Genomic DNA, 20,768 nt, shown 5'->3' with positions numbered 1-20,768 from the left:
TGCCATAAAAATAAATATGATTAATTTCAATAAATAGATTTAAGTCACTGAAAATGAGCGATATAAATATAGTGAATTTATTTGATAGTTTTAATAAAATTATTTTTTTACTCTAAAACTTCCTGTCGTTGCATCGAAAGTAATTAAGTCTTCTGGGAATAATGTATTAAAAGTTCCTTGCTGAATTAAATGACAAGGCGAATCTGAAGTTACTTCGGTTTTAGTCATTACAATCATGGTATCACAAAGTTGAATAGCAAGATCTATTTCGTGTGAAGAAAATAAAATAGTTTTACCCGTTTCTTTCACCAATTTTTGAAGCAGTTTTAAAATGTACACTTTGTGATACATATCTAAATGTGTTGTTGGTTCATCTAGAATAATCAAGTCGGTATCTTGAGCTAGTGCACGAGCAATCATTACTTTTTGCAATTGACCATCACTAAGTTCAAAACATTTTTTATGTTTTAAATTGTCAATATTTGTTTGTTGAATAGCAGTGTTTATTATCGAAATATCTTTTTCAGATAAATTACCAACCCAATTGGTATATGGTTGTCTTCCTAAGGCGATCAATTCAAAAACGGATAAATTTTTAGAAGCAATAGTTTCGGTTAAAACCAAACTCATTGTTTTTGCTAAGTCTATATTAGCGTAGGTTTCTAGAGGTTTATGATTTAAATGAATTGCTCCAGATAATTTAGGTTGTACTTGGGTTAATGTTCGTAATAAAGTGGATTTACCAATACCATTTCCGCCAACTAAGCCAATAAGTTCTCCTTTTTTTAAGGCGATATTTATGTTGCTAGCAATTGAAGTTTCTTCTTTTTTGGTTTTGTAACCAATAGAAAGATTTTCTGTTTTAAGGATGATATGTTGGTTGGTTTCTGACAATACTTTTTTCTAAATTGTTAAACTAATATAATTTCCTTTTTTCATTTTGTCTAGATACAAAACGAACCAAAAAATCATGTCAAAATTAGGAAATTGCTAAAGCATCACTCACTTTCGGAATTTCGTGCTTAAAGCTTCGCTTTGCATCTGCATTCCTTCGTTCGTTATTTCTGAATTTTGACGCTTCCGACTGTGTCGAAATTCCAAGTTCATTTTATATTTTATTATAAGTTTGATTATTCGTTTTTAATCAACAATCAACATTTTTTCTTTACTCTATCTAAAACACCATCTTTCTTTTTCTAACCAGTAGCCAAATTACAACAGGAGCACCAATTAAACTAGTAATGGCATTAATAGGTAGAGTATAATCGCTTGCTGGTAATTGTGCAATACTGTCGCAAATAAGCATCACTATGGCACCAAATAAAAAGACTGCTGGTAATAATATTTTATGATTTGCCGTGTTAAAAATTTGTCTCGTTAAATGCGGAACAGCCAAACCAATAAAAGCAATTGGTCCTGCAAAAGCGGTTATGGTTCCTGCTAAAAGACTGGTTGCAATAATGATTAATAATCGGCTTTGTTTAATATTCAATCCTAAACTCTTCGCATAATTTTCACCAAGTAATAAGGTGTTTAATCCTTTTATTGAAAGGATACTTAAAAGTATTCCGAAGCAATAAATAATAAAGAAAATGGCAAGTTCATTCCACGAAAGGTTTCCTAAACTACCAAATCCCCAAAAGATATATTGTTGTAATTGTTCGGCAGAACTAAAATAGGAGAGTACACTTACTACTGCAGAGGTAATGCTTCCAAACATGAGTCCGATAATAAGAATAGCCATCGTGTCTTTCACTTTTGACGAAACAATTAATACGGCTAATAAAACAAGAAAACTTCCTAAACTGGCAGCAATAACGATGGTCCATTTGGAAATTAGTAAACTTGCAAAAAAGCCTCCAAAAACGCCAGCACCAAGAATTACTAAAGCAACACCTAAACTTGCTCCAGAAGTAATACCAAGTACAAATGGTCCTGCTAACGGATTTCTAAAAAGGGTTTGCATCAATAGGCCTGAAATTCCCAAACCAGAACCAACTAAAATGGCGGTAAAGGCTTTTGGTAATCTGTAATTCTGAATGATATATTGCCAAGATTCGTTTTTAGCAGAATTTATTAAACTATTAAAAATTTCATCCAAAGGAATAGATACAGAACCTAGGCTAATGTTAGCAAAAAAGCATGCAATAAGTACTAGTATTAATACTAGGTAAGAATTTCTATATGTAGCTGTTTCCGACAATTATTTTAAAGGTTTAAAAAAGTAAGGGGTATATTCTGGTAGTAATTCTGGATGACAGATTTTAATAATATCTTTTAAAATGATATCTGGTCTGGCTGTACCAAGTTCGTAATATAAAACACCACCAGTTTTTCCTGTTGTTGTCGAAAATGTATAGATTTTTTTATTTTTAAAAGCATCAAATTTCGTGTAATGTGCATTTGCTTTTTCTAGCGCTTCCATACTTGTGTAATACGAAGGACTTAACCATAAATCTGCATGCGCTGCTTTTTCAAAAACGGATTCAAAGTTTAGTGCTAAACTTCCGCTCCCTGTGGTCTCACCATATAAATAGTTTACGTTAGCGTCTTTTAAAATTTGTGCTTCAGCACTTGTGCCATTTGGTAAATACCAAGTGTCTTTATGCATTGCTCCACTTAATACAGTTGGTTGATTTTCTACTTTTGCCGCAATATCTTTTGCTTCCTGGTAATTTTTTTCAATAGAATCAAAAATAGTATTTGCTACTTTTTCTTTGTTATAAAGAACACCAAAGAATTTAATCCATTCGGCTTTTGCTAAAGCAGATTTTTCTACCCAATCGCCATTATAAATTACAGGAATTCCAGATTTTTTAATTGTTTCAAAGGTTTTGTTATTTCCGTCAATACCATAACCAATAACTACATCTGGTTGTAATTCTAATAAAACTTCGGTGTTTATACCTTCGTTTTTTCCTAATTCTCTAATGCTTTCCGTATCAATTCTAGTTCTCGTTTTTAAGGAAGAGACATAATCTGTTCCAGGAAAACCAACTAATGTTTCTTCTACTTCTAAAAGCTCTAAAGCAGGAATATGTGTAGTAGATGTAACTACTATTTTTTCAATAGGAATTGTTATTATGCCATCAAATTCGTCTTTGTTTAACGTTATTTTAGATAACATATTTTTTTGCACTAAGGCATATTTATATGTTTTTTCCGCTTTAGGCCAAGGGTTATTTATGGTTAGGATTTTAAAGTTTTCATTATGTGTAATGGCAAAACCTTCGGCATATTTAAATGTTGTTTTCGCAAAATCTTGTTTGTTTTCCGGAATTGGTTTTACTTCCTTTTTACAGGAGGTTAAAGACAATAAAAGACAAAATAGGAGTGCTGTGAAAGTTTTGTTTTGTAACATTAGTGACATTTAAACAGATTAAATTCGTGTAAATTTATATAAAATTATAGTCATGAGAGACGGTTCAAATGTAACAATATATATAGTAGGTGGAATAATAATAGCACATTTTTTAATCGGTTTTATTTTTCTTATTTATAAAATGAACAAGAAAAAGTAGCTATAAATTAGCTTGCATTTAAAAAAGAAACTATTTTTGCGCTGAATTTTGGTTTGACTTCGCAATGATGCAAAGTCGATTAAAAGGGAATCTAGTTAAAATCTAGAACTGTTCCCGCAACTGTAAGCTATAAAGCTTCATGTTAAACTTCAAGTCACTGGAAATAATTTCTGGGAAGACCAACATGAAGACGTAAGTCAGGAGACCTGCCAATTTCAACATCAAATGAATCTTCGGGAGAAAGATTTTAAGATTATGAAAAAAGGTATTCTATTTTTATTTGGTCTTATTTTTAGTTTAAGCTGTTTCTCGCAAACAAGGCTAGACTCTGTGCAACAATTAGATGAAGTGGTTTTAAAGTCGGATAGATACTTAAAAACGTTTTCTAATACACAATCTATAACGACATTAAATGACACGGTGTTATCTAGAAGTGCACCTTCATTAACCCAATTATTAAACTATAACTCTAACATCTATTTTAAGGAAAATGGTTTAGGCATGGTTTCTTCGCCATCTTTTAGAGGAACCACTGCACAGCAAACCGTTGTCGCTTGGAATGGTATTAATATCAATTCGCAATTTAACGGTCAAACCGATTTTAATACCATTAATATTCGCAATTTCGATGGCGTAAGTATACGAAGTGGTGGAGGAAGTGTGCTTTACGGAAGTGGTGCCATTGGAGGTTCTATTCACTTAAATAATGATATCGCTTTTAATGAAGGTTTTGAGAATTCTATATATGCCAACTACGGAAGCTTTAATACCTTAGATTTAGGATTGAAGTCTGGATTTTCTTCTGAAAAATTTAGCGTAGATGTAGCGATAAGTAGATCGAGTTCCGATAATGATTACGATTATGTAGATAGTGATAAAACGAATCTTAATGGCGCGTTTTACAATCAGAGTTACTCTGCAAATTTTGGTTATAAAATCAATAAGAAAAATGTACTGAAATTGTACAGCTATTTGTTGGATGGCGAACGCGAATTTTCATTTATATTTCCTTCGGAAACACCTACAAAATACCAAGATTTAAATTCTAGAAATATGCTAGAATGGAATGGGTTATACGGAAAATTCATCTCTACTTTAAAACTAGCATATCTTACAGAGCAGTACAAATACTTCGCGAATAGTAATTCGGATACCTATTCCTTTGGGGAAGCAAAAACACTTATTGGAAAATATGATTTAAGTTATCGTGTATTTAAGGACGCCATGCTACAAGGGGTTGTGGATATTACGAATACTTCTGGCGAAGGATCTAGTATTGGTGAAAGTAAAAGGACCATTTCTAGCTTTAGCTTGTTATACAAACAAGAATTAATTCCTTTTTATACGAAGCTGCTTTAAGAAAAGAAATTACTAGTAATTATGATAGTCCGTTACTATATAGTTTAGGATTGCAATATAAATTTGGTAACCATTATACCGTAAATGTAAATGGTTCTAAGAATTTCAGAATTCCAACCTATAATGATTTGTATTGGGAAGGAAGTGGTAATACCAATTTAAAACCTGAGACTTCCAATCAAGTAGAAATGGGACACCAATTAGATTTTAAACACGTGTCTTTTTCTGCAACAGGTTTTTATAATGATATAAAAGATATGATTCGTTGGCTTCCTATAGGAAGTAATTGGCAACCAGTAAATACAGACCATGTAGAAACCTATGGTTTAGAGTCTACATTAGATTTAAAATATCATTTAAAAGAACATCAGTTTACTTTAGGAGGAACGTATGCATATACTGTTTCCAAAAATAAAGAAACAGATTTACAGTTAATTTATGTTCCAAAACACAAGGCAACAGCTACTCTTAACTACCAGTATAATCGTGCTTCTTTATATTACCAAACGCTTTATGTTGGAGAGGTTTTTACTCTATCAGATAACAATCCTAAGTACATATTAGATGCTTATTTGGTTTCTAATATCGGACTTTCTTATGCTTTAGGAAAAGAGAAACAATTCACTTTAGGAGCACAAATTAAAAATATGTATAACGAAAACTATCAGAGTGTAGCAAACCGCTTCATGCCTGGAATTAACTATAATTTTTACTTAAACTTTAATTTTTAAACTATGAAAAAACAATTTAAATTTTTAGCTTTTACTCTCTTTTTGGGATTATTAATCACATCTTGTAGTAGTGATGATGATAATTCTTCAACCCCTCAGGAGCCTTTAGGAGATTATGAAAATGGTATTTTAGTAAGTGCAGAAGGAGGTCCTTCTTCAGTATCCTATATTTCTAATGATTTTTCTACTGTAGAAAACAATATTTACGCGAATGTAAATACGGAAAGTTTGGGTGTTTATCTACAATCTATTGGTTTTGATGGTAATCAAGCTTATATTATTTCAGATAATGTGAACACAATAAATGTAGTTAATCGTTATACTTTTGAAAAAGAAACGGCTATCACTACAGGTTTGTATACACCAAGATATATTGGTTTTGCTAACGGAAAAGGGTATGTTAGTAATTGGGGAAGTGGTTCGGATGCTATTGATGATTTTATTGCTGTTATTGATTTGTCTACAAATACAGTAGAAAGTACTATTCCTGTTGGAGAAGGACCAGAACAAATTGTAAGTAATAACGGAAAAATCTACGTTTCACATAAAGGTGGTTGGTCTTTTAACAATATTATTACGGTTATTGATACCAATACTAATTTGACAACTACTATTACTGTAAATGATGTTCCAGATGAAATGTTTATTAATAATAGTGGTGAACTTGTTGTGTTATGCGAAGGAAAACCTGGATGGTCTGGAAGTGAAACAAATGCAACTATATCTAAAATAGATGTAACAACAAACACAGTAACCGAAACACTAAACTTTGCTGCTGGTGTGCACCCAAGTCAAATGAGTTCTGATAATGGGGAAATTTATTACCAAGCGAATAACGAAGTTTTTGTAATGAGTGAAACTTCTTCTTCATTACCAACAGCATCTATTGTTAATTTAGGAACTATTAACACGTATGGAATGGCTGTAAAAGGAGATAAACTATATGTAACAGATGCTAAAGATTTTGCATCTTTAGGAGATCTTAATGTATATGACTTAACAACAAACACTTTAGAAAATACTTTTACAGTAGGAGTAAATGCTTCAAAAATCTATTTTAATTAAACTTTAGTCTTTAATTATAATAAAAAAGCCACTCGATCGAGTGGCTTTTTTTATGCAATCAAATCGCAAAACCAAAAACCGGTTTTTTCATTTTTAGCATTTGGAGTATCATATTCACGATATACCTTTTCTCCAATAGTAAAAGGAATAGGTGATTTAAATATTGGACCATCATAACAAAAGGTATGGAACTCTCCATTTTCGCCACAAGGATCTACCTCTTTTGGTAAGTTTTCAATAAGTTCTTGAGTAATGGTTTTTCCAACAAAGTCTTCCGAGAAATATTTGGCACTAGCACAAACGATCACCGCTTTAAAACCTAAGTCTAGAAATTCGGTAATCAATGCTTTAGTGTTCCTTTTCCATAGTGGGAATACAGTAGAAATGTCAAGTTTACCTAAATCATCTTCTCTGTACTTTTTTAAATCCTCTAAAAAGATATCTCCAAAAGCACTATGTGTAAAGTGTTCTGTCTTTAATTTGTTTAAAGCAGTATGCATGATGGTTTCATAATCGGTCATGCTTGGCTGCTCTGGCAACTCTATAATTTGTAACGGAATACCAATCGCTTCTGTTTGCTTTTTTAATAAGGAAACTGGCAAACCATGCATAGTTACTCTTTGGTAATGTGCGTTAATGGTTGTGACTAATTTCTCTATTGAAAAATTTTCGTCTAGAAGTAAGTAATGCAATGCTAAAGAAGCATCTTTTCCTGTACTCCAATTAAAGTATGTTTTATTATTCAATGTACATGTCGTTTTCAAAAGGATGGTAATCTACTTTGGTACTTAATTTATTTAAGTTATTGGTTTGAGGTTGTACATATCTTCCGTTTTCTAAAATATGCTGTAATGCTGCAGCAAGTAACGGTTCGTTTTCATTTCCTAAAATGCCATAATTATTTGGTGTTTCCTTTAATAGGATATCTGGGGTTAGCCCTTCATTTGGAACACTAATATCTAATTTGTTTATCGTTTTTGCGACTAATGGTTGGAGCGCATACGTATGTAACGGGTTTGCGTCATTTCGTTTAAAATTTGGAGAATCGTAAATCGTTATAGATGCTTGCGATTTCCCTCTAGTTTCAACCCCAATTTGAATAACTTCTATTTGCGAGTAGGCTTTTAAGCTATTTATCACCATTTCACTAGCAGAAGCAGATGCGTTGGTAGTTAGTATGTATACCTTTTGTAGATTCAGACTGTTTATACTGTTTCCGTCGAAGGAATCTGTAAAACGATATTCGGTATTACTACTTTGTAAATCGTTGTTATATATTAATTTCGAAAAGATTTCTCCGTTAAATTGTCCGGTAATCATACTTCCTAAAAGTGTTGCAGTATTTACAGATCCACCAGGATTATAACGTAAATCTAAAACCAAGTTTTGCACATTATTACTTTGTAAAGTTGCAAAGGCATTATTTAGTTGGTTGTTAAAATCTGCAGTAAAGCCATTGTACATTAAATAACCAACGTTTTGACTGTTCACTTCTAGTATTTCAGTTTTATAAACAGGATTTTCGGTTAAAGAAATTTTGCTTAAGGATACAGATTCTGAAGTTGTTTCAATAGCGTCATCACTATCATCATTTGGCGTATTATTGTCATTATATATTGCAAGATTTAAGGTATAGCTATCTTGATTTAATAAGGAACTAATATTATTTTCGGTTAAATCTATCCCATCGACAGCATTAAATATTTGTCCGCGTTGCAGGTTTTGATCTTCCGCAGGACTATTATTTAAAACCAATTTTATAATTCCAAAAACATTGGTACTACTTCCTGGCTCAAAATAAAAATCAAACTCTAAACCATTACTTTTTCTGGTACCACTAAAAGATTGTTCTAAAGCAAAATAATCATTCGTAATCCAGCTAAATCTATCTATACTTTGTCTATTGTATATTAAATCTTCAAATAGGGCTTCCGGACTTTCAAAAGCATTTAAATAACTAGAATATTCACTGTTGTTAGAAAATCGATCATTTGCTAAATCTGGTTTGTTTTCTTTGTATAAATAGGCATAATGCATTCCTTTGTAAACAAAGTCTTTTATATCTTTACTGGTAACAGGAGAATCATCTAAATCTTCAAAACAAGCAGTACATAAGGATGCAGCAAAGAATAGAAGCGTTATTCTTTTTATCGTATTCATAGCAATTAGGGTTTCTTTTTCACTTTAAAAGTACTTATTTTATATTGGACAAAAAATTTATTGTAACAAAATATAGAGTTGTTCGTCTTAATAGAAACCGCCCTTACCAAGCCGTTTTATAACTAGAACCAAAAATAATGACACAAACAGAGTTTTTACATATTGTAATGCCCTTTAAGGATAAGGTGTTTCGTTTAGCAAAACGTTTGTTAGTGTCTAGGGAAGAAGCAGAAGATGCAACACAAGAAGTGCTTTTAAAATTATGGAAGAATAAAACCAAGATTCAAGAGTATAAAAACGTAGAAGCATTTTCGATGACCATGACCAAGAATTTTTGTTTGGATAAGTTAAAATCGAAACAAGCACAAAATTTAAAATTGGTGCATAGTAACTATCAAGACAACAATACGTCTTTGCAAAAGCAATTAGAATTTAGTGATAGCGTTAATTGGGTTGCTAAAATAATGGAAGATTTACCAGAGCAACAAAAAATGGTAGTACAATTAAGAGATATTGAGCAATATGATTTTGACGAAATTGGCAAGATGCTTGATATGAATAATACAGCAGTGCGAGTAGCATTGTCTAGAGCAAGAAAAACAATAAGAGAAAAATTAACAAAAACACACAATTATGGTGTTAAATAATATAGAACAATTACTAGAAAAGTACAACAATGGCGAAACATCGCTAAAAGAAGAGCAGCAGTTAAAAGACTATTTTAAACAAGAGACTGTAGCGCCACATTTAGAAATGTATAAACCAATGTTTGCTTATTTTTCGGTAAGCCAAGAAGAAAAGTTTACTAAAGACGTTCCATTAAAATCTAACAAAAGCAATTTGTATAAATGGATTTCTGTCGCAGCAGTAGCAGTTCTTATGTTAGGGTTTTATTTTAAATCGCCTCTAACTTCTACAGAAGATTTAGGTACTTATGATGATCCTGAAATGGCATATCTTGAAGTGAAAAAATCTTTAGAAATGATTTCTACGCAATTCAATAAAGGCGCTTCAAGTATTAATTATCTAGCAGAAGTAGATAACACAACACGTTTAATCTTTAAAAAATAGAAAAAATGTACCGAGCCATCCATCTTATTTTATAACAAATGAAATAGTGGAATAGGCGAACACCTTTTTACAATTAATAACAAATAAATACTACAAAAATGAACACGCAAATAAATAATAAAATAAACAAAATGAAAAAGAATGTAATTTTAGTCGCAATGGCTTTATTAATGATGCCTTTAACATCTATGGCACAAGATGTTTTTGCAAAATATAGCGATAATGCAGATGTAACGTATGTAAACATTAAACCAAAAATGTTTCAAATGTTAGCAAAAATAGATATAGATACCGATGATCCAGAAGCAAATGAATACCTAGAAATGGTAAATAGTATTACTAGTTTAAAAACTATTATTACGGAAAAAGGTAGTATTTCTGCAGATTTATCTTCTTGGGTAAACTCTAAAGCAAGTAGCTTAGAAGAGTTAATGGAAGTTAAAGATGATGGAACAGTAATTAAATTCTATATCAAACAAGGAAAAGACGAAGACCACGTACAAGAGCTTTTAATTTTTGTAAATGGAATAAGCAAACACATGGAAGGTTCTAATGTTTCTGTAAATGGTGCGCAACGTAAATTTGAAACTGTCATTGTATCTTTAACAGGAGATATCGATTTAAAACAAGTTTCTAAACTTACCAAGAAAATGAACATTCCTGGAGGAGAACATTTAGAAGATAAAAAATAAACTATGAAACTTCTATAACGAGCATTCGATACCTAATGGAATGACTATTAAAGAAGCAACATGTGACCAATAAAAAACAAATAATATATACACATGAAAACATCAATCAAAACAATTTTGTGCAGCTTACTAACAATTACTTTGTTAGTGAGTTGTAACAATAAGAATCTTTACAAACATACTTTGTAGATAATCAAGAAACCGCAAGTTTTACAACCGTAGATATACCTACAAGTATTGTGGACTTTGAAAATGCAGATCTTTCTGAAGACGAAAAAGACGCATACAACTCTATAAATAAGCTAAACTTTTTAGGCTTTAAATTAGACAGTACCAATCAGGAAACGTATACCATAGAAAAAGCGAAAGTAGCTTCTATTTTAAAAGATGAAAGATATATTGAACTAGGTGATTTTAATATGTTTGGCTCTAAATTATCTGTAAAATATATTGGGGATAACGATCTTGCTGATGAGTTTATAGTCTTTGGAAGTTCTAAAGAATATGGTTTTGGTGTTTTAAGAGTTTTAGGAAACAAAATGAGTCCAGCAAAACTAGTAAGACTTGCCGAATCTATGAATAAAGGAAAAGTAGATGACACACAATTAAAAGGGCTAATGGAGTTTTTTAAGTAAAAAAATAGTTCCTTAATTTTCAATAAAAAAGGCTTACCATTTAGGTAAGCCTTTTTTTTATGTGTAAAATTTATTTCTTAAATTTCTTCAGAAGCTGTTTCTTTTGCTTTTTTAATTTCTTCTAGCTCTTCGGCTTCCGGAATTCTTTTGGTTACTATTAAATTGATAACAACAACAAGAAAGCCTATAATAATTGGGCCAGCAATAAAAATATTATCCAAAACGTCTAACATTCCAAAAAAGACAAAGGACACCATTACTATTCCGCAAAGTAATATCGATTGATTGTCTGTTAGCATAAAATAAATTTATATTCCTGTATAGTTACTAGGCGAAATTACTTTTAACTCTTCTTTAATTTCGTTAGATACTTCTAAGGTATCAATAAAATTTGAAATAGATTGTTTTGTAATCTTTTCATTCGTTCTTGTTAAACCTTTTAAAGCTTCATACGGATTAGGATACGCTTCTCTTCTTAATATGGTTTGAATTGCTTCTGCTACAACAGCCCAATTGTTTTCTAAGTCTTCGGCAAATTTAGATTCATTCAATAACAATTTATTTAATCCTTTTAAAGTACTTTTAAAAGCGATTAATGTATGTCCGAAAGGTACACCAACATTACGTAAAACAGTACTATCTGTTAAATCACGTTGTAATCTGGATATTGGTAATTTGGCAGATAAATGCTCGAAAATAGCATTTGCAATTCCTAAGTTTCCTTCTGAGTTTTCAAAATCAATAGGATTTACTTTATGTGGCATTGCGCTACTTCCTACTTCACCAGCTTTAATTTTTTGCTTGAAATAATCCATAGAAACATAAGTCCAGATATCTCTATCTAAATCTATTAGAATGGTATTTATACGTTTTAAAGCATCAAACAAAGCAGCCATGTGATCATAATGCTCAATTTGTGTGGTTGGAAACGAGTGTTGTAAACCTAATTTTTCTTGTACAAAAGTACTTCCAAAAGCTCTCCAGTCTATATTTGGATATGCCACTTTATGCGCATTAAAGTTTCCTGTTGCTCCACCAAATTTTGCTGCACTTGGTACATCATTTAATAAATTAAACTGCTCTTCTAAACGCACCACAAATACTTCAATTTCTTTTCCTAATCGCGTTGGAGAAGCAGGTTGACCATGTGTTCTTGCTAGCATTGAGATATGCGACCAATCTTTTACTAATTCTTTTAAACGGTTAAGAACAATAAAATATTCTGGTACATACACATCGTTCATAGCATCTTTAATGCTTAACGGAATGGCAGTATTGTTGATGTCTTGAGAGGTTAATCCAAAATGGATAAACTCTTTATAGGCTTGTAAACCAAGTTTGTCGAATTTATCTTTTATAAAATATTCAACAGCTTTTACATCATGATTGGTAACTTTTTCAATGTCTTTAATTGCTAAAGCATCTGCTGTAGAAAAGTCGGTGTAAATCGCTCTTAAATCTCCAAAAACCGATTTGTTTACCGATTCTAATTGCGGTAATGGTATTTCGCAAAGTGCAATAAAATATTCAATTTCTACTAAAACGCGATATTTTATAAGCGCTTCTTCCGAAAAATATTTACCTAATTCATCTACCTTATTTCGGTATCTTCCATCAATAGGAGAAATGGCATTTAGTGTGTTTAAAGACATAGTGTGTGTTGTTTTTTAAGTGCATCTTCATAAAAAATTCGATGCATTTTTGAAAGTGGCAAAGATAGGTTTTTTAGCTGTTAAAAAGAACATTTTGAAGATACTAATATGAGTAACGTAGAAGTTGTTCTTTGAATTTAGAGGTGGAATATTTGAAGCTCTCCTCTTTTTTCAAAGAGGAGAATGCATTTAAATTCCCATTAAAGGAATTTGAAGAAAGAGGAGTTAAAAGCCGTTTCACGCTTTTCGACAAACCATCCGATTCCGTAAAACGGAACCACCTTCCTTTAGCTAAAGGAAGGAGCAAATAGTAATTATATTTTAGGTAAAGATTTCCCTTTCACTTTTTTTATAATCTGTTTTGCTCGTGCTTTAAATCCGGAGCTTTGCATCTGGAAATCACGTTCTAAAATAAGAACTAGTTCTGGATGAATCCAATCGTAATCCTTACCAAGTAGATACAAACACTTCATGGAGTACGCCTTTGGTGCAATTTTCTCCTCATTAATCATATAATCAAAACAGACTTCTATAATTTTTTCACGATGTCTCGGAAGTAATTCTGTTTTCATCCTGTTTTCACTTCTAGAATAATACGCATTTACTAAATACTCACATACTTTTGCAACGGGTCTAACCGCAGAATCTTGATGTACTTTGTGCATGTTTTCTGTGAAATAATCGAGATACGGAATCGCTTCTTCCAGATTTTCTTTACACATAAACTCAAAAACCCAAGCCGCACGAGGCGAAATTTTATCGTCTACCATAAAAAGGATTTCTAATAACTTTTCGATTAAATCGGGATTGTCGATTACCAAATTAGCATAATGCAAACGCTTTTCTCGCGAGTGATTTACATAATTTAATTCTTGATAGAGTTGTGCTGTCGTCAAAAGATTTTCTTATTTTTAAAGTCTAAAATTAATCAAAAAAAATAGATCATATTATGAAAAAGATTCTTTTACCTTTACTTGTACTTTTTATAATGGCTCAGTTTTTTGGTCCAGCAAGAAATGAAGGAGAACTAACATCTATTACAGCTTTTGAAACAGAAACAAATCCGCCAGAAGATGTAAAGTTTATTTTGCAAACGAGTTGTTATGACTGCCATAGCGATGTAACCAATTATCCTTGGTATAATAAAATTACACCAGTAAATTATTGGTTAGCTAGTCATGTAAAAGATGGAAAAAAACATTTTAATGTATCTGGTTGGGAAGCAAATTCGGTAAAAAAGAAAGACCATAAGTTTGATGAGCTTATAGAAATGGTGGAAGAAAAAGAAATGCCTTTAGATTCGTATACTTGGACACACACCGAAGCTAAACTTACCGACGCACAAAGAGCATCTGTAATAGAATGGGCAAAAAATGTGCGTTTAAAATATAGCCTTATAGCTAAACCACAATAAGTAGTTTTTAGTAAATAATATAAAAATAAGCATTCGTGTATTCGTGGTAAAAAAACTTTTAATAATCGGATTTGTTTGGCCAGAACCTAAAAGTTCTGCCGCAGGAAGTAGAATGATGCAAATTATTCAAGTCTTTCTAAATCAAAATTACCAGATCACTTTTGCTAGTCCTTGTGCAAAAAGTGATAATGCTTTTGACCTAACAACTATTGGAATTGCACAAGTTGCCATCGAGTTAAACCATCCTAGTTTTGATGCTTTTATTCAAGAGTTACATCCAGATGTTGTTTTATTCGACAGGTTTATGATGGAGGAACAATTTGGATGGCGCGTTGCCGAAAATTGTCCGAATGCACTTCGAATTCTAGACACCGAAGACCTTCATTTTTTACGAAAAGGAAGACAGCAAGCCTTTAAAGATAAACAGCCTTTTACAGACGAATATCTATTTAGTGATGCAGCAAAAAGAGAGATTGCAAGTATCTATAGATGTGATGTTACTTTGATTATTTCGGAAGCAGAGATAGAAATATTGAAGCATCGTTTTAAAGTAGAAGCCTCTTTATTGCATTATTTTCCATTTATGCTGGATCCAATTTCTTCCGAAACTATTGCTAAACTTCCAAAATATGAAGAACGAAGCCATTTTATAACTATTGGTAATTTTATTCATGAACCCAATTACAATGCCGTTTTATACTTAAAAGAAACCCTTTGGCCTTTAATACGTAAACAAGTACCAAAAGCAGAAATGCATGTTTATGGATCGTATGCTAGCCAAAAAGTAAATCAGTTGCACAATAAAAAAGATGGTTTTATAATAAAAGGTTTTGCCGAAGACGCTAATCAAGTCATGCAAAATGCAAAAGTATGTTTGGCTGCTATTCGATTTGGAGCAGGTTTAAAAGGAAAACTTGCAGAAGCCATGCAAAACGGAACGCCTTGTGTTACCACAACTATTGGGGCAGAAGGGATGTTTGGTAATTTAGAAGCTAACGGATTTGTTGTAGATAGTCCGCAAGAATTCGCAGATAAAGCAGCCGAACTTTATAGTAATGAAAACCTTTGGATAGACAAACAAGAAAAAGGTTTTGAGGTAATTAATTCACGTTTTGATAAAAGCAAAATAGAAAAAGGATTTGTTACCATTTTAGACGAAACTAGAAAAGAACTAAGCAACCACAGAAAAAATAATTTTACCGGACAAATACTTATGCATCACACGTTGCAAAGCACCAAGTTTATGAGTAAGTGGATAGAAGCGAAGAATAAATAAGCTTAGCATTGTAAACCCAATTATTAGAATTTTTTAATGCAAAATTTAAAAACCCATTATCATCCTGAAGTACAAACTTTAGAAAATAAATCTATTTTCACAAGGCTAGCTACTAGAAGTATCGCTGTTCAAGGAAATAATATTTTATTGATGTATACGCAACGATATGAAGATTATAGTCTTCCAGGAGGAGGTTTAGATTTAGGTGAAGATAAAGTGGATGGCATGATGCGAGAGCTTAGTGAAGAAACTGGAGCTGAAGAAATTAGAAACATCAAGCCCTTTGGTATTTACGAAGAATACAGACCTTGGTATAAACCAGGTTTTGATGTGCAACACATGATTTCGTATTGCTATACTTGTGAGATAAATAAAGAACTTGGCGAATCGAACTTAGAACTTTATGAAACTAAAAATGGAATGAAAGCCGTTTGGATGAATATTCATGAAGCCATAAAACACAATAAAGAAACTATGGCTACAAGTGATAAAAAAGGAATGTCTATTGAACGAGAAACTTTTTTATTAATGCTAATAGCAGAAAATTTAAAGTAAATATTTAAACTAGCAACTAAGAAACCGTAGATAATTATCCTTATGGGTGAACGGTTGTATATTAAGTCTTAAATTGTGGTAAATAGGTAGAAGAGGAGCGTAGGTTAAACTAATAAAAATAGTATGAATTGGATTCTAATTGCTCAAGTAGTTTATGTAATAATACTCATTTTTGTATGCTTTCGTATCATTTTTGATACAGACAACAACACGAAAGCCATAGCTTATGTGCTACTCGCTATATTTTTGCCAATAGTAGGGATGATTATATACTTTTCTTTCGGAATTAATTACAGAAAACGAAAGATGTATGATAAAAAACTTGGAGATAAAGAGCGTTTTCAGGGCGATTTAGAAAAAGAACTAATTAGATACTCTAAAGACATTTTGCAAGAAGGAGATGCCGCTGTAAAGAGTAATAAGAAATTAGTGAATCTCGTTTTAAAAGAAAATTTAAGTCCGCTAACAAATAATAATGATGTAAAACTTCTTCTTAATGGCGAAAATAAATTTCCAGAAGTTTTTAAAGCAATAGAAAACGCTAAACATCATATTCATATAGAATATTATATTTTTAATGATGACAAAATAGGGAACCAACTTGTTGATTTGCTAATTAAAAAAGCCAAAGAAGGCATTAAAGTAAGATTTATTTATGACGATTTTGGTAGTCGTTCTATTCGAGAAAAATGCATTCCAAAATTAAAAGAAGCAGGAGTGCAAACCTCTCCTTTTTACGAAATAAAGTTTTATGCATTTGCTAGTAGAATCAATTATAGAAACCATAGAAAAATTATTGTTATTGATGGAAAAACTTCTTTTGTAGGAGGAATAAATGTAAGTGATAAATATATTAACAACCAAAAGAATCAGCTGTTTTGGCGTGATACGCACTTAATGATTCACGGACCAGCAACATGGTATTTGCAATTTTTATTTTTATGCGATTGGAATTTTTGTGCGAATGACACCATTACTATTAAAGATGTTTTGTTTCCGCAAAAAGAAACATTCATATCTACACAAGATAAGTTGGTGCAAATAACTGCTAGTGGTCCAGATTCAGATACACCAACTATTCTTTTCTCCATGTTTCAAGCTATTTGTTTAGCTAAAAAAGAAATTCTAATTACAACTCCTTATTTTATTCCAGGTGATAGTCTTTTAGATGCGCTTATAATTGCAGGAAATAGTGGCTTAGCTGTAAAACTTCTAGTTCCTGGTATTTCCGATTCTAAATTGGCAAATTTTGCATCTAGTTCTTATTATAATGCACTTTTAAAAGCAGGAGTAGAAATTTATAAATATCAAAAAGGTTTTGTTCATGCTAAAACTTTGGTGATAGACGATGAAATAGCAATTGTTGGAACAGCAAATATGGATATTAGAAGTTTTGACTTGAATTTTGAAGTAAATGCCATTGTTTATGATGAAGAAATAACAATTCAACTTAAAAATGCGTTTTATCAAGATATAGAAAATGCCGATAAAATCAATATGCAAGCTTGGCAGAATAGACCAAAATACATAAAGTTCTTCGAAAAAATTGCACGTCTTTTTTCTCCATTACTTTAAGTGTTTGTTTAAAGTACAACAAGAAGAAGTACAGTCTGTTAAAATATTAATTACTGCATTTAAGCAACGTTTAATCCATTTAAATTATGAAAGGTACCCAAGCGAAACATTTTAGAATTTTACTATTTGTCTTATTATTAACTAATCCTGTTTTTTCACAAGTATCCTCCAAGCAAATCGATTCTATAGTGAATTATGCCATGACAAAGTTTAACGTTGCAGGGACTGCAATTGCTGTTGTTAAAGATGGAAAGATAATTCATAACAAAGGTTATGGAGTAAAATCTATTGTAACCAAAGAACCTGTAAATGAACATACCCAATTTGCAATAGCATCTAATAGTAAAGCGTTTACTACTGCTGGATTGGCAATTTTAGTAGAGGAAGGTAAAATAAATTGGGAGGACAAAGTTAAGGATCATATTCCTGAATTCACCATGTATAATGACTATGTAGAAGATAATTTTAGTATTCTAGATTTAGTAACCCATCGCAGTGGATTGCCTTTAGGAATGGGAGATTTAATGTTTTTTCCTGACGGAACAGATTTTACAATGAAGGATTTACTTTCTAGTTTTCAACATTTTAAAGCTTCTTCTGCTTTTCGAACCAAATGGGATTATGATAATTTATTGTATATCGTTGCAGGCGAATTGATTGCCAGAAAAAGTGGCATGACTTGGGAAGCATTTACAAAAACGCGTATTCTTGAACCTTTAGGAATGGATAATACCTTTTCTTCTTTGGCAAATATAAAAGATACCTCAAATTTGTCTGCATCACATGCTACAGAAAATGGAACTATTAGAGTGATACCAACTTTTAAAGAAATGATGAATGGTGCTGCTGGTGGTATATTTTCTAATGTAGACGATTTATGCCAATGGATGTTACTCCATTTAAACGATGGGAAATATGGAGAAAAATTGGACAAAGAACTTTTCTCAGCAACCAATCATGACGAAATGTGGAAAATTCATACGGTTATGGGGGTTAATAAAAATCCGCGTTACAATTCGCATTTTTCAGGATATGGATTAGGTTGGTTTTTATCGGATGTTAAAGGAAACATGAAAGTAGAACATACAGGTGGTTTGCCAGGAATGTTGTCGCAAACGGTTTTAATTCCAGACATGGATTTAGGTATTGTTATTCTTACTAATACCAGTAATGATGGTGGCGGATTGTTTTCTTCGGTATCGCACACCATTTTAGATATGTATTTGGAGTTAGACGATTTTAAATGGATTGATACATATGCAGACTATTTAAAATCTAAAGAAAGTAAAGGAGATGCTGTAACTGATAAAGTATGGGAAACGGTTGAAAATGTGAAAAATAAATCTATCGACAAAAATAAATATTTAGGATTGTATACAGACAATTGGTTTGGTACTTGTGAAGTTTTTATGAAAGGGGATAAGCTATGGTTAAAGTTTCATCGTTCCTCAAAATTAAATGGCGCATTACAATTTTACAAAGACGAAACCTTTGCTGTAAAGTGGGAATACCAAGATATGAATGCCGATGCTTTTATCACTTTTTCTTTAGGAGAAAAAAGAAAAGCACAAAGCATAAAAATAAAAGGAATCTCACCGAATATCGATTTTAGTTTCGATTTTCATGATTTGGATTTGAAGCGAGTAGAAGAGTAGATCAAAATAACAAATAAAAAAAACATGTTTGCATTTTCCTTTAATCATATAGCACTTTCTGTAAAAAATGTTGATGAATCTATTGCGTTTTATCAGAAGGTATTTAAGTTCAAAGAAATTGAGAATACAGCTTCGACTTCTAAAACCAGATGGCTTGCTTTAGGAGAAGGAAAACAATTGCACTTAATTCCTAGACCAAATTTAGAAGTAAAAACCAATAAAGCCGTTCATTTTGCTTTAGCAATCTCGGACTTAAATTCTTTTGTGAAGCATTTGCAGGATTTAGATATAGCATATAGTGATTGGTTAGGTACTGCCAATAAAGACTATGTTAGAAAAGATGGAGTGCAACAAGTATATTTTCAAGATCCAGATTTCTATTGGATTGAAGTAAATAATGCAGAATAATTCACTTCATATAGATTACAATAATTGGAATATCTATAACAACTTGATTTTATAAGAAAAAATAGCTAACTTAGTTTTAAGTCACTGATAATTAATTGAATATGTTTTTGGTGATGATTCCAACGCATAGTTAATAGGAGATAATTATGTCAAAAAATTATTGCAGATGAACAAATTATTAATAAGTATCGCATTATTATTATTATTAAGTATTTCATTCACTTCTTGTAGAGAAGTAAAGGAAAAATCAGATGGTGCTGCAGAAGCTATTGAAGAATACCCAGTAGAAGCTATAGAGTATCCTGTAGAAGCTATAGAAGAAGCGGTAGAAAATACTATAGGAAATCCCATTGATACATCTAACGAAAACACAGTAATAAATTCTGGAGGAGTAGCACAAGATACTATGCTAATTAAATCGGATGATTTTAAGGTCATCTTATCTGTTGATAGTACTATTCATAAGAATGAAACAGGAATATTACAAGTCTGGATTGGAGCCTCTAATATAGAGGCATCCTTCCCTGAAGGTATGGTTCAAGACCAAACTATGGTTCCATCAACTATAGGTAGTTATGCCAAGATAACACCGGTTGCACCAGATTTTGACGTAGAATATCTGACAGAAGACAAATGTCATAAAATTCATCCAAGTGGTTCTGATGTTCGTTTTTTAATAAAACCTAAAATGCCTGGAACCTATAAGGTAAGTGCTAATGTTGAAATCTATAGAACTAATGATTGTAATGGTGCTTCTGTTCCTAAAACATCTAAAACTTTATCTGTAATTGTAGATGTGGATACAAAGAAGGAAATTTCAAAAAAGCTTCAAGAACTTTTAAATATCATTTGGGAGAAATTCTTAAGCTTTTGGGGAGCCTTAATTGCTCTAGTTTTTGCTGCTTTATTATTTGCAATCAAGCGTAGAATAAAAAAGAAAACGGATTTTGATGAAACAGAATAATATAATAATAAAGAGGAATTATTTTAAAAGAAAAC

22 protein-coding genes and 1 riboswitch are annotated in these 20,768 nt (G+C 31.7%); of the genes, 14 read left to right on the top strand and 8 right to left on the bottom strand.

Annotated features, from left to right (window positions below):
- Positions 1 to 99: 99 nt before the first annotated feature.
- The 3 genes from AMD28_RS01195 to AMD28_RS01185 all read right to left on the bottom strand — a co-directional run bounded on the left by AMD28_RS01195 (position 100) and on the right by AMD28_RS01185 (position 3,361).
- Complete coding sequence (locus AMD28_RS01195; protein WP_055442334.1) at positions 100 to 894, bottom strand: ABC transporter ATP-binding protein; 795 nt, start codon at positions 892 to 894, stop codon at positions 100 to 102.
- A gap of 280 nt (positions 895 to 1,174) precedes the next feature.
- Positions 1,175 to 2,203, bottom strand: a complete 1,029-nt coding sequence (locus AMD28_RS01190; RefSeq protein WP_055442333.1) for a FecCD family ABC transporter permease — start codon at positions 2,201 to 2,203, stop codon at positions 1,175 to 1,177.
- A complete protein-coding gene (locus tag AMD28_RS01185; protein ID WP_055442332.1) occupies positions 2,204 to 3,361 on the bottom strand; it encodes an ABC transporter substrate-binding protein in 1,158 nt (385 codons plus the stop codon).
- A gap of 191 nt (positions 3,362 to 3,552) precedes the next feature.
- Positions 3,553 to 3,749, top strand: a riboswitch (cobalamin riboswitch).
- Positions 3,750 to 3,776: 27 nt separating this feature from the next.
- On the opposite strand from AMD28_RS01185, the gene AMD28_RS18815 reads away from it, so the two are divergent.
- From AMD28_RS18815 to AMD28_RS01175, 3 genes are read left to right on the top strand one after another with little or no spacing between them, the layout of a single operon-like run.
- A complete protein-coding gene (locus tag AMD28_RS18815) occupies positions 3,777 to 4,880 on the top strand; it encodes a TonB-dependent receptor (RefSeq protein ID WP_241492412.1) in 1,104 nt (367 codons plus the stop codon).
- 50 nt (positions 4,881 to 4,930) lie between these two features.
- On the top strand, positions 4,931 to 5,611 hold the full coding sequence (locus tag AMD28_RS18810) for a TonB-dependent receptor domain-containing protein (protein ID WP_338035219.1): 681 nt from the start codon (positions 4,931 to 4,933) through the stop codon (positions 5,609 to 5,611).
- Between the two features lie 3 nt (positions 5,612 to 5,614).
- On the top strand, positions 5,615 to 6,676 hold the full coding sequence (locus AMD28_RS01175; protein WP_055442331.1) for a YncE family protein: 1,062 nt from the start codon (positions 5,615 to 5,617) through the stop codon (positions 6,674 to 6,676).
- 50 nt (positions 6,677 to 6,726) lie between these two features.
- Here the strand turns inward: AMD28_RS01175 and AMD28_RS01170 are convergent, their stop codons facing one another.
- Complete coding sequence (locus AMD28_RS01170) at positions 6,727 to 7,422, bottom strand: Dph6-related ATP pyrophosphatase (protein ID WP_055442330.1); 696 nt, start codon at positions 7,420 to 7,422, stop codon at positions 6,727 to 6,729.
- Positions 7,415 to 8,836 (bottom strand): S41 family peptidase, encoded by a 1,422-nt coding sequence (locus AMD28_RS01165; protein WP_055442329.1) that lies wholly within the window; start codon positions 8,834 to 8,836, stop codon positions 7,415 to 7,417. Before AMD28_RS01165 ends, AMD28_RS01170 begins: the two co-directional genes overlap by 8 nt.
- Before the next feature lie 137 nt (positions 8,837 to 8,973).
- Here AMD28_RS01165 and AMD28_RS01160 point away from each other — a divergent pair, with 137 nt between their 5' ends.
- The 4 genes from AMD28_RS01160 (at position 8,974) to AMD28_RS01145 (ending at position 11,234) form a co-directional block, all read left to right on the top strand.
- A complete protein-coding gene (locus tag AMD28_RS01160; protein ID WP_055442328.1) occupies positions 8,974 to 9,483 on the top strand; it encodes an RNA polymerase sigma factor in 510 nt (169 codons plus the stop codon).
- Complete coding sequence (locus AMD28_RS01155; protein WP_055442327.1) at positions 9,470 to 9,907, top strand: hypothetical protein; 438 nt, start codon at positions 9,470 to 9,472, stop codon at positions 9,905 to 9,907. The genes AMD28_RS01160 and AMD28_RS01155 overlap by 14 nt, the downstream gene beginning before the upstream one ends.
- Before the next feature lie 131 nt (positions 9,908 to 10,038).
- Positions 10,039 to 10,599 (top strand): DUF4252 domain-containing protein, encoded by a 561-nt coding sequence (locus tag AMD28_RS01150; protein ID WP_055442506.1) that lies wholly within the window; start codon positions 10,039 to 10,041, stop codon positions 10,597 to 10,599.
- A gap of 239 nt (positions 10,600 to 10,838) precedes the next feature.
- Positions 10,839 to 11,234, top strand: coding sequence for a DUF4252 domain-containing protein (locus AMD28_RS01145; RefSeq protein ID WP_241492411.1), 396 nt, complete (start codon positions 10,839 to 10,841; stop codon positions 11,232 to 11,234).
- A 77-nt stretch (positions 11,235 to 11,311) separates the two neighbouring features.
- On the opposite strand, the gene AMD28_RS18470 is transcribed toward AMD28_RS01145, so the two are convergent.
- From AMD28_RS18470 to AMD28_RS01135, 3 genes are all read right to left on the bottom strand, one after another.
- The gene (locus AMD28_RS18470; RefSeq protein ID WP_152975510.1) at positions 11,312 to 11,533 is read right to left on the bottom strand and encodes a hypothetical protein; all 222 of its coding nucleotides are present in this window, start codon (positions 11,531 to 11,533) and stop codon (positions 11,312 to 11,314) included.
- Positions 11,534 to 11,542: 9 nt separating this feature from the next.
- Entirely contained in the window at positions 11,543 to 12,886 is a 1,344-nt protein-coding gene (gene purB / locus AMD28_RS01140; protein WP_055442326.1) for an adenylosuccinate lyase, read from the bottom strand.
- 314 nt (positions 12,887 to 13,200) lie between these two features.
- Positions 13,201 to 13,782, bottom strand: a complete 582-nt coding sequence (locus AMD28_RS01135) for a hypothetical protein (protein ID WP_055442325.1) — start codon at positions 13,780 to 13,782, stop codon at positions 13,201 to 13,203.
- Positions 13,783 to 13,835: 53 nt separating this feature from the next.
- On the opposite strand from AMD28_RS01135, the gene AMD28_RS01130 reads away from it, so the two are divergent.
- The 7 genes from AMD28_RS01130 (at position 13,836) to AMD28_RS01100 (ending at position 20,733) form a co-directional block, all read left to right on the top strand.
- Positions 13,836 to 14,300, top strand: a complete 465-nt coding sequence (locus AMD28_RS01130) for a heme-binding domain-containing protein (protein ID WP_055442324.1) — start codon at positions 13,836 to 13,838, stop codon at positions 14,298 to 14,300.
- Between the two features lie 43 nt (positions 14,301 to 14,343).
- Positions 14,344 to 15,576 carry a glycosyltransferase family 4 protein gene (locus AMD28_RS01125; protein WP_055442323.1) on the top strand — a complete coding sequence of 411 codons (1,233 nt, stop codon included), beginning with the start codon at positions 14,344 to 14,346 and terminating at the stop codon, positions 15,574 to 15,576.
- Positions 15,577 to 15,612: 36 nt separating this feature from the next.
- Complete coding sequence (locus AMD28_RS01120; protein ID WP_055442322.1) at positions 15,613 to 16,131, top strand: NUDIX hydrolase; 519 nt, start codon at positions 15,613 to 15,615, stop codon at positions 16,129 to 16,131.
- A gap of 123 nt (positions 16,132 to 16,254) precedes the next feature.
- Positions 16,255 to 17,706, top strand: coding sequence for a cardiolipin synthase (cls, locus tag AMD28_RS01115; protein ID WP_055442321.1), 1,452 nt, complete (start codon positions 16,255 to 16,257; stop codon positions 17,704 to 17,706).
- Between the two features lie 86 nt (positions 17,707 to 17,792).
- On the top strand, positions 17,793 to 19,361 hold the full coding sequence (locus AMD28_RS01110; RefSeq protein ID WP_055442320.1) for a serine hydrolase: 1,569 nt from the start codon (positions 17,793 to 17,795) through the stop codon (positions 19,359 to 19,361).
- 24 nt (positions 19,362 to 19,385) lie between these two features.
- A complete protein-coding gene (locus AMD28_RS01105; protein WP_055442319.1) occupies positions 19,386 to 19,769 on the top strand; it encodes a VOC family protein in 384 nt (127 codons plus the stop codon).
- 166 nt (positions 19,770 to 19,935) lie between these two features.
- Positions 19,936 to 20,733, top strand: coding sequence for a Rossmann-fold NAD(P)-binding domain-containing protein (locus AMD28_RS01100; protein WP_055442318.1), 798 nt, complete (start codon positions 19,936 to 19,938; stop codon positions 20,731 to 20,733).
- The last annotated feature ends 35 nt before the right edge of the window (positions 20,734 to 20,768 follow it).

The organism is Lacinutrix himadriensis (genome assembly GCF_001418105.1).
Taxonomy (GTDB): Bacteria; Bacteroidota; Bacteroidia; order Flavobacteriales; family Flavobacteriaceae; genus Oceanihabitans; species Oceanihabitans himadriense.
Note: the sequence above shows the minus strand (reverse complement) of the source record. Positions and strands in the feature narration are given on the sequence as shown.